Origin of the sequence: Mesorhizobium sp. M7D.F.Ca.US.004.01.2.1, assembly GCF_003997785.1 — a bacterium.
Classification (GTDB): Bacteria; Pseudomonadota; Alphaproteobacteria; order Rhizobiales; family Rhizobiaceae; genus Mesorhizobium; species Mesorhizobium loti.
The window spans coordinates 1-6,918 of the sequence record NZ_RZRQ01000314.1 but is presented as its reverse complement, the minus strand read 5'-3'; the positions used below and the strand labels follow the sequence as shown (position 1 = coordinate 6,918).

Sequence of the window (6,918 nt, the reverse complement as noted above, 5' to 3'; positions counted from 1 at the left end):
GCTGTGCAGAGGGGTGATCAGCCTGACGACCAGCTGGAAGGCGCGGCCGCTGCATTACGACCGCAAGCCGCCAATCGAATAGATCCGTTGACGAAGTTGGCAGGCGCTCGGCTTCGGCCGCCGTTGCCTGTTGGTGGCCGCCGCCATAGGTTGAAATCGTGTTGCGTGGAGTCTGCGATGGGGCGACGGATCGTGCTTGCTGTGCTGGGCCTTGTCGCCATCCTCGCACTGGCCTTCGTGCTCGGCCCACGCGTTCCCGTCGACACCACGATCCGTTTCGATCCCTCGGTCATCGGCGACGATCCGCAGGCCTATGTGGCAAAGGTGGAAGCTGCGGTACCCGGAATCCGCGACGGGCTGGAGAAGGAGATCGTCTGGGCCAATCCGATGGTGCATGCCAAGACGCCGCTGTCGATCGTCTACATACACGGCTTTTCCGCATCGAAGGGCGAGGTCCGCCCACTGCCCGACGACGTGGCCGACCAGCTCGACGCCAACCTCTTCTACACCCGCCTCACCGGTCATGGGCAGGACGGCGCGGCGATGACGCAAGGCAGCATCAATGCCTGGGTCAACGACTATGAGGAGGCGCTCGCCATCGGCCGGGCGATCGGCGACAAGGTGATCGTCATCTGCACGTCGACCGGCGGCTCGCTGGCGGTATGGGCGGCGACGCAGCCGGGCGCTTCGGACGGCGTCGCCGCGATCGCGTTCATCTCGCCGAATTTCGGCGTGAAGGCTTCGGGCGCCGAAATCCTGACCATGCCGTGGGGCAAACAGATTGCAAAACTCGTCGCCGGCAAGGAACACAGCTTCTTGCCACGCAACGCGCTGCATGAAAAATTCTGGACCACCCGCTATCCGATCGAGGCGACCTTGCCGATGCAGGCGCTGACCGAGCTCGCCTATGGCGCGCCGATTGAAAAGGCGACCATCCCTGCTTTGTTCATCTTCTCGGATTCGGACAAAGTGGTGCGGCCCGACCGCACCCGCGAAATCGCCGGGCGCTGGGGCGCGCCGCATGAACTGGTTCCGGTCGACGACACCGGCGACCCCGACAACCATGTCATCGCCGGCGACGCCCTGTCGCCGTCGACCACGGCCTTTCTGGCGCAAAGGATTGCCGTCTGGGTCGAGGCAGTGGTGAAGTAGCAGATGAAAAAAGGGCGACAGAAGCATCGCTTCAGCCGCCCTTTCCTAGTCGGTCTCGGCAATCAGCCAGGCCAAGCCTAACTGATTACAACGCGGTCTGGCTTACGCAGCCCGCGCAGCCGGGCGCTTGCCGCCGAAGCGGCGCTTGTTATTGCCCTTGAAGGCCGGCTTGGCGCCTTCCGGCTTGCGCTCGCCAGCGAAAGCTGGCTTGTCGCCAAAGCGCTTCTTGCCAAAGCCGTTGCCTTTGTTCTCGCCACCGGGCCGCCTGCCGTCGCGACGACCATTGCGGTCGTTGCGGTCATTGGCCGGCTCGAAGCGTTCGTTCTTTTCAGCCGGATTGCGTACCGGATCCGGGCTGCCGAGATGGTCGGCAACGATCGGCAGCTTGGTGCGGATGATGCGCTCGACCTGGCGCAGCTTGCTGTTCTCGGAAGGATCGCAAAGCGTGATAGCGATGCCGTCCATGCCGTTGCGGCCGGTGCGGCCGATACGGTGAACGTAGCTCTCCGCTTCGTCAGGCAGATCGAAATTCACGACATGGCTGATGCCGGGCACGTCGATGCCGCGCGCCGCAATGTCGGTCGCCACCAGAATGCGCACCGAGCCCTCGCGGAAATCGTTGAGCGCCTTCTGACGTGCATTCTGCGACTTGTTGCCATGGATGACCGCGGCCTTGAAGCCGTCGCGCTCGAGGTCCTTGGTCACCCTGTCGGCACCATGCTTGGTGCGCGAAAAAATGATGACGGACTTCATCGCCTCATCGGCGAGCATCGTCGACAGCACCTGGCGCTTCTGCTTGGTGCGGGCAAAGACGACGCCTTGCACGATTTCGGCCGCTGCCGTGCTTTGCGGCGCGACTTCGACGCGGATCGGGTTCTTCAAGAGGCCCTTGGCCAGTTCGGCGATTTCATTGGGCATGGTCGCCGAGAACAGCACCGTCTGACGATCGGGCGCGGTCGCCTTGGCGATGCGCTTGACGTCATTGATGAAGCCCATGTCGAGCATGCGGTCGCCTTCGTCCAGCACCAGCCATTTGGTGTCGGCAAGCACGAGGTCGCCTTCACGCACCAGATCGGTCAACCGACCGGGCGTTGCGATCAGGATGTCGACGCCGGGAGCAACCTTCTTCACCTGGCTGAAGCGGGAGACACCGCCAAGCACGAGCGCGGTCGAGACATGCGCGCCCTTGGCGAGGATCTTGATGGTGTCTTCGATCTGCACGGCGAGTTCGCGCGTCGGCGCCAGAATCAGCGCACGCGCCGTCTTCGGCCGGCGCTTGGTGCCGAGGGCGATGATCTTCGACAGGATCGGCAGCGCGAAGGCCGCGGTCTTGCCAGAGCCGGTCTGGGCGATGCCGAAAATGTCACGGCCTTCCATCTGCGGCGGGATCGCCTGCGCCTGGATCGGCTTCGGCTCGGTGAAGCCGGCGTTGTGGGTGGCCTTGAGCAGCGCGCCCGTAATACCCAGTGCCGCGAAACCGGTGAGTTCCGCAGTGTTGCTACCGGGCAAAGTGTTTTCGTTGGTCAAAATAATCTTCTTTCACGCGGCTTCTGGCCGCAAACATCGATGGCGGCAGGGCGCAACCTGCCGTCGAAAAAATTGATATGAAACGACAAGGCGGGCGGACGGTAACGTCCACTCGGCTGCGCTGTCGTGCCCGCAGGCATCATGCCACGGGGCTTTTTCGCCGCTTTGTGATGTACCGGAAAGAGGGGCCGATATACCGGAAAGAGGGAAAACAGACGCAACCAGTCTCATTCGTCGAGAAGGCCGGATTCGTTCCCGGCCCAAGCGCCTATGGGCTGCATATGGCTGAGTTCGCCCCCAATTGCAAGGGGCTTCATGTTGCAGCGCAGCAAAACGCATGGCGCAAGCGGCGCTTGCGCTCGCTTGCCGGCACGATTACCACGAAATGCCGCTGGCTTGGGAGGTAATCGATGAAAGACGTGCTGAAGGAACTCGAGCGCCGCCGCGAGATCGCCCGCATGGGTGGCGGCCAGGCTCGCATCGACGCCCAGCACAAGAAGGGTAAGCTCACCGCGCGCGAACGCATCGAGGTGTTTCTCGACGAGGGCTCGTTCGAGGAATTCGACATGTTTGTCGAGCATCGTTCGACCGATTTCGGCATGGAGAAGACCAAGATCGCCGGCGACGGCGTCGTCACCGGCTGGGGCACCGTCAATGGCCGCCCGGTCTACCTCTTCGCCAAGGACTTCACCGTGTTCGGCGGCTCGCTGTCGGAAGCCCATGCCGAGAAGGTCATCAAGGTGCAGGAGATGGCGCTGCGCAACCGTGCACCGATCATCGGGCTTTATGATGCCGGCGGCGCGCGCATCCAGGAGGGCGTGGCGGCGCTTGGCGGCTATGCCGAGATCTTTCAGCGCAACGTGCTCGCCTCCGGCGTGATTCCACAGATTTCGGTGATCATGGGGCCTTGCGCCGGCGGCGACGTCTATTCGCCTGCCATGACCGACTTCATCTTCATGGTGCGCGACACCTCCTACATGTTCGTCACCGGGCCGGATGTGGTGAAGACCGTGACCAACGAAACGGTGACCGCCGAGAGCCTCGGCGGCGCTTCCGTCCACACGACCAAATCGTCGATCGCCGACGGCGCCTATGACAATGATGTCGAGGCACTGTTGCAGATGCGCCGGCTGGTCGATCTGCTACCGGCCTCCAACACATCGGAGCTTCCCGAGATCGAATGCTACCAGTCGGTCACCGACCATGATTTGTCGCTCGACCGGCTGATCCCCGACAACGCCAACAAGCCCTACGACATCAAGGAACTGATCATGAAGGTCGCCGATGAAGGCGATTTCTTCGAGATCCAGCAGAATTTCGCCAAGAACATCGTCACCGGCTTCGGGCGGGTCGAGGGCCGCACCGTCGGCTTCGTCGCCAACCAGCCGATGGTGCTGGCCGGCGTGCTCGATTCCGACGCCAGCCGCAAGGCAGCGCGGTTTGTGCGCTTCTGCGATTGTTTTTCGATCCCGATCGTCACCTTCGTCGACGTCCCAGGCTTCCTGCCCGGCACGGCGCAGGAATATGGCGGCCTGATCAAGCATGGCGCGAAACTCCTGTTCGCCTATGCCGAAGCCACCGTGCCGAAGATCACCGTCATCACCAGAAAAGCCTATGGCGGCGCCTATGACGTGATGGCCTCGAAACATCTGCGCGGCGACATGAATTATGCCTGGCCGACGGCGCAGATCGCGGTGATGGGCGCTAGGGGCGCGGTCGAAATCATCTACCGCAAGGACATCGGCGACGCTGAAAAGATCGCAGCCCATACAAAGGCTTACGAGGATCGCTTCCTGTCGCCTTTCGTCGCCGCCGAACGCGGCTATGTCGACGAGGTGATCATGCCGCACTCGACCCGCCGCCGCCTTGCCCGGGCACTGCGCATGCTGCGCAACAAGGACATGCAGAACCCCTGGAAGAAGCACGACAACATCCCACTTTGAGGCGCTGGCAGCTTACTCCTCTTCAGCCGCGCCGAACCCCGCCCCCATGGTGGCGCGGACAGGGCTGCCCCAAGGCGTCGCGTGATTGTCGATACGCATCTGGAAGATGAAGTAGGTCGGCGAGCAGAAGCCGATGCCTTTGACTTTGCCGATGCCAGGCGTGTCCGGTGGCAGCGACTGGCACATATAGTCCTCGCGGCAGAAATGATCGGCCGAACAGGCCGGCCGGTTGCCGCGATTGACGGCGCCGCCAAGGCACTGGTCGAAATTGTTGGTGGCCACGCAGATGTCGAACTTCTTGCCACCGACCAGCCCGCAGATCTCGTTCGGCATCGGCTTGCCAGCTTTGAAGGTCGCGAAGGCACGGTCCTTGTCATCGCAGCCGCGATAGGCGATGCCGCCCGGCACGCCAATCTTCGGCGGGCGGCAGGTGTAAGCGGTGCGCGAGATATCCGGTGCGAAGGCCGCGAACTGGCCTGATATGCTGTAGCGGTCGTTGAAAGGCTGCGCCGCATTGCTGGCGATCGAGCCGGTCAGACAAGGATGCCCGGAAAACATGTCAGCGCTGTCCTTGGGGAGCAGGCATTGCGCCAGTTTGATGCGCACGCCTGAAGCGGTGGCGAGCGGCGTGCAGACCGTGCCGCCGCCGCATTGCCAGCTTGCGCTGAAGCGGGCCGCATCTTCCGGCATCAGGCACGGCATAGCCATTTCGGCCGGCGCGTAGTCGACCACGGTACCCGTCCAGGCCGCCGGCGGCGCAAAGGAGAGCGGACGGAAGCGGTTCGGCTCCCTGCCCTCTGCGGTGGTGCTGAGCCAGGCCTGGCGGCGCGGAATCTCGGCATGAAGATGCGGTGAAATGCCGACCTCGATGCGGTTCAACGGCGACGTCGTCTTATCGTCGAGGCCGATGAAATGGAACCCGGCGGTTGAACCAGCCTGATGGCAGCCCTGGCAGGCGCCATTGTCCAGCCGCTCGACCAGCGCTTCCGGCGTGCGCACCAGTTTCAGGGTGGAATAATCGAGCGATGCGAATTCCTTGGCCTGGAATAATTGCGTATACGGATGATTGGCCTGCCGCGCACTGCCGAAAGTCGACCATGAGATGATTTTCCTGGCCAGGAACTCGTCGGGAATTTCATAGACGCCTTCATCGATCGCCGGCAGATTGGCGCCGACATAGGCCGCGAGCCGTGCTTTCAGCGCCGCGTCCTGCGAGAGCCCTGCGGTGTCGGGCGTGTTCTCCAGCGGCTTCTCGCTGATATCAGCGCCATCGATGCCGAATATCCGCATGAGATAGGCAGCCTGACCGCCGAACTCGGTTTCCTGGCCGGAGGGAAAGCGCACCACCTGTGCATTGAGCTCCAGTTGCTTGAAGGTCAGCCCGGCCTTCCCCAGCGGCCCGCCGGTCAGCCAGCCGGCATCGACGCTCTCGTCAAGCTGTGGCGTCCAGCGCCCAGCAGTGCCGACGCAGCCGCCATCGGCATCGGGCGCGGCGCTGTAGACGGCATTGAAATTGAACGGCAGGCGCGACGCCAGCAGCTTGCCGTTTTTGCGAAAACTGTAGGCCAGGCGATAGATGAAGCGCACCTCACCGCAGCTCTTGTCGCCCTGCAGCACGGCGAAGTCGCGACGGTCGAGCCGGTTGACGACGCCGACCAGCCGAAAGCGCGCGGCATCGGTCTTCAGCCAGCGCATGTCCATGATGCGGCCGACATTGCCGTCGGTGATCTCGTAGAGCGGCCGCCCGCCGGCCTTCATCTCGGCGCGCAGTGCCGCAACATCGGAGGCAACCGTTTCGACGATGGCGTGATAGGCTGGCGCCTCGTCGTAGAGCGTCTTCAGACCGTCCTCGCCGTCGACCCCGAACACGTCGGCGAAGCCGAAACCCCTGGCATCGAGAGCGGCGAGCACCGATGGATCGTCGACGATGGTCACAGGGCCTTCGGCGCGCGCCGTCGACGCCACGAAGGCGCCAAAGAGAGTGGCGAGCACCAGAGCCAGGGTGCGGTTCATTGAGCAGCTGTGCGCGCGTCGAAGAGTTCGCGCAACACCGGCACCAGCGCCAGCGGCAGATCCTCGGCGATCAGGCCGGGTCCGAACCGGCTGCCGGCTTCGGCATGCAGCCACACCGCCGCGCAGGTGCCCTCGAAGAGCGGCATGCCTTGTGCGAGCAGACCGGCAATGATGCCCGACAGCACGTCACCTGACCCGGCTGTGGCCAGCCATGCCGCGCCATTGGAATTGATCGCCGCCTTGCCATCGGGAGCAGCGATCACCGTGTCGGCGCCCTTGTAGA

The 6,918-nt window shown here is 63.4% G+C and carries 5 protein-coding genes; 2 read left to right on the top strand and 3 right to left on the bottom strand.

The annotated features are described in order from the left end of the window. Positions 1-177: 177 nt before the first annotated feature. The gene (locus EN993_RS28665; RefSeq protein WP_127265455.1) at positions 178-1,152 is read left to right on the top strand and encodes an alpha/beta fold hydrolase; all 975 of its coding nucleotides are present in this window, start codon (positions 178-180) and stop codon (positions 1,150-1,152) included. Positions 1,153-1,254: 102 nt separating this feature from the next. Here the strand turns inward: EN993_RS28665 and EN993_RS28660 are convergent, their stop codons facing one another. Next, positions 1,255-2,679 (bottom strand): DEAD/DEAH box helicase, encoded by a 1,425-nt coding sequence (locus tag EN993_RS28660; protein WP_109672290.1) that lies wholly within the window; start codon positions 2,677-2,679, stop codon positions 1,255-1,257. Between the two features lie 410 nt (positions 2,680-3,089). Here EN993_RS28660 and EN993_RS28655 point away from each other — a divergent pair, with 410 nt between their 5' ends. Next, positions 3,090-4,622: an acyl-CoA carboxylase subunit beta gene (locus EN993_RS28655; protein WP_109672285.1), complete on the top strand. Its 1,533-nt coding sequence runs from the start codon at positions 3,090-3,092 to the stop codon at positions 4,620-4,622. Positions 4,623-4,634: 12 nt separating this feature from the next. On the opposite strand, the gene EN993_RS28650 is transcribed toward EN993_RS28655, so the two are convergent. Both EN993_RS28650 and EN993_RS28645 read right to left on the bottom strand, forming a co-directional pair. After that, positions 4,635-6,635, bottom strand: a complete 2,001-nt coding sequence (locus tag EN993_RS28650; protein WP_127265454.1) for a hypothetical protein — start codon at positions 6,633-6,635, stop codon at positions 4,635-4,637. Further along, positions 6,632-6,918 (bottom strand): NAD(P)H-hydrate dehydratase (locus EN993_RS28645; protein ID WP_281040581.1); only part of this gene is annotated, 287 nt, incomplete at its 5' end. The genes EN993_RS28650 and EN993_RS28645, both read right to left, overlap by 4 nt.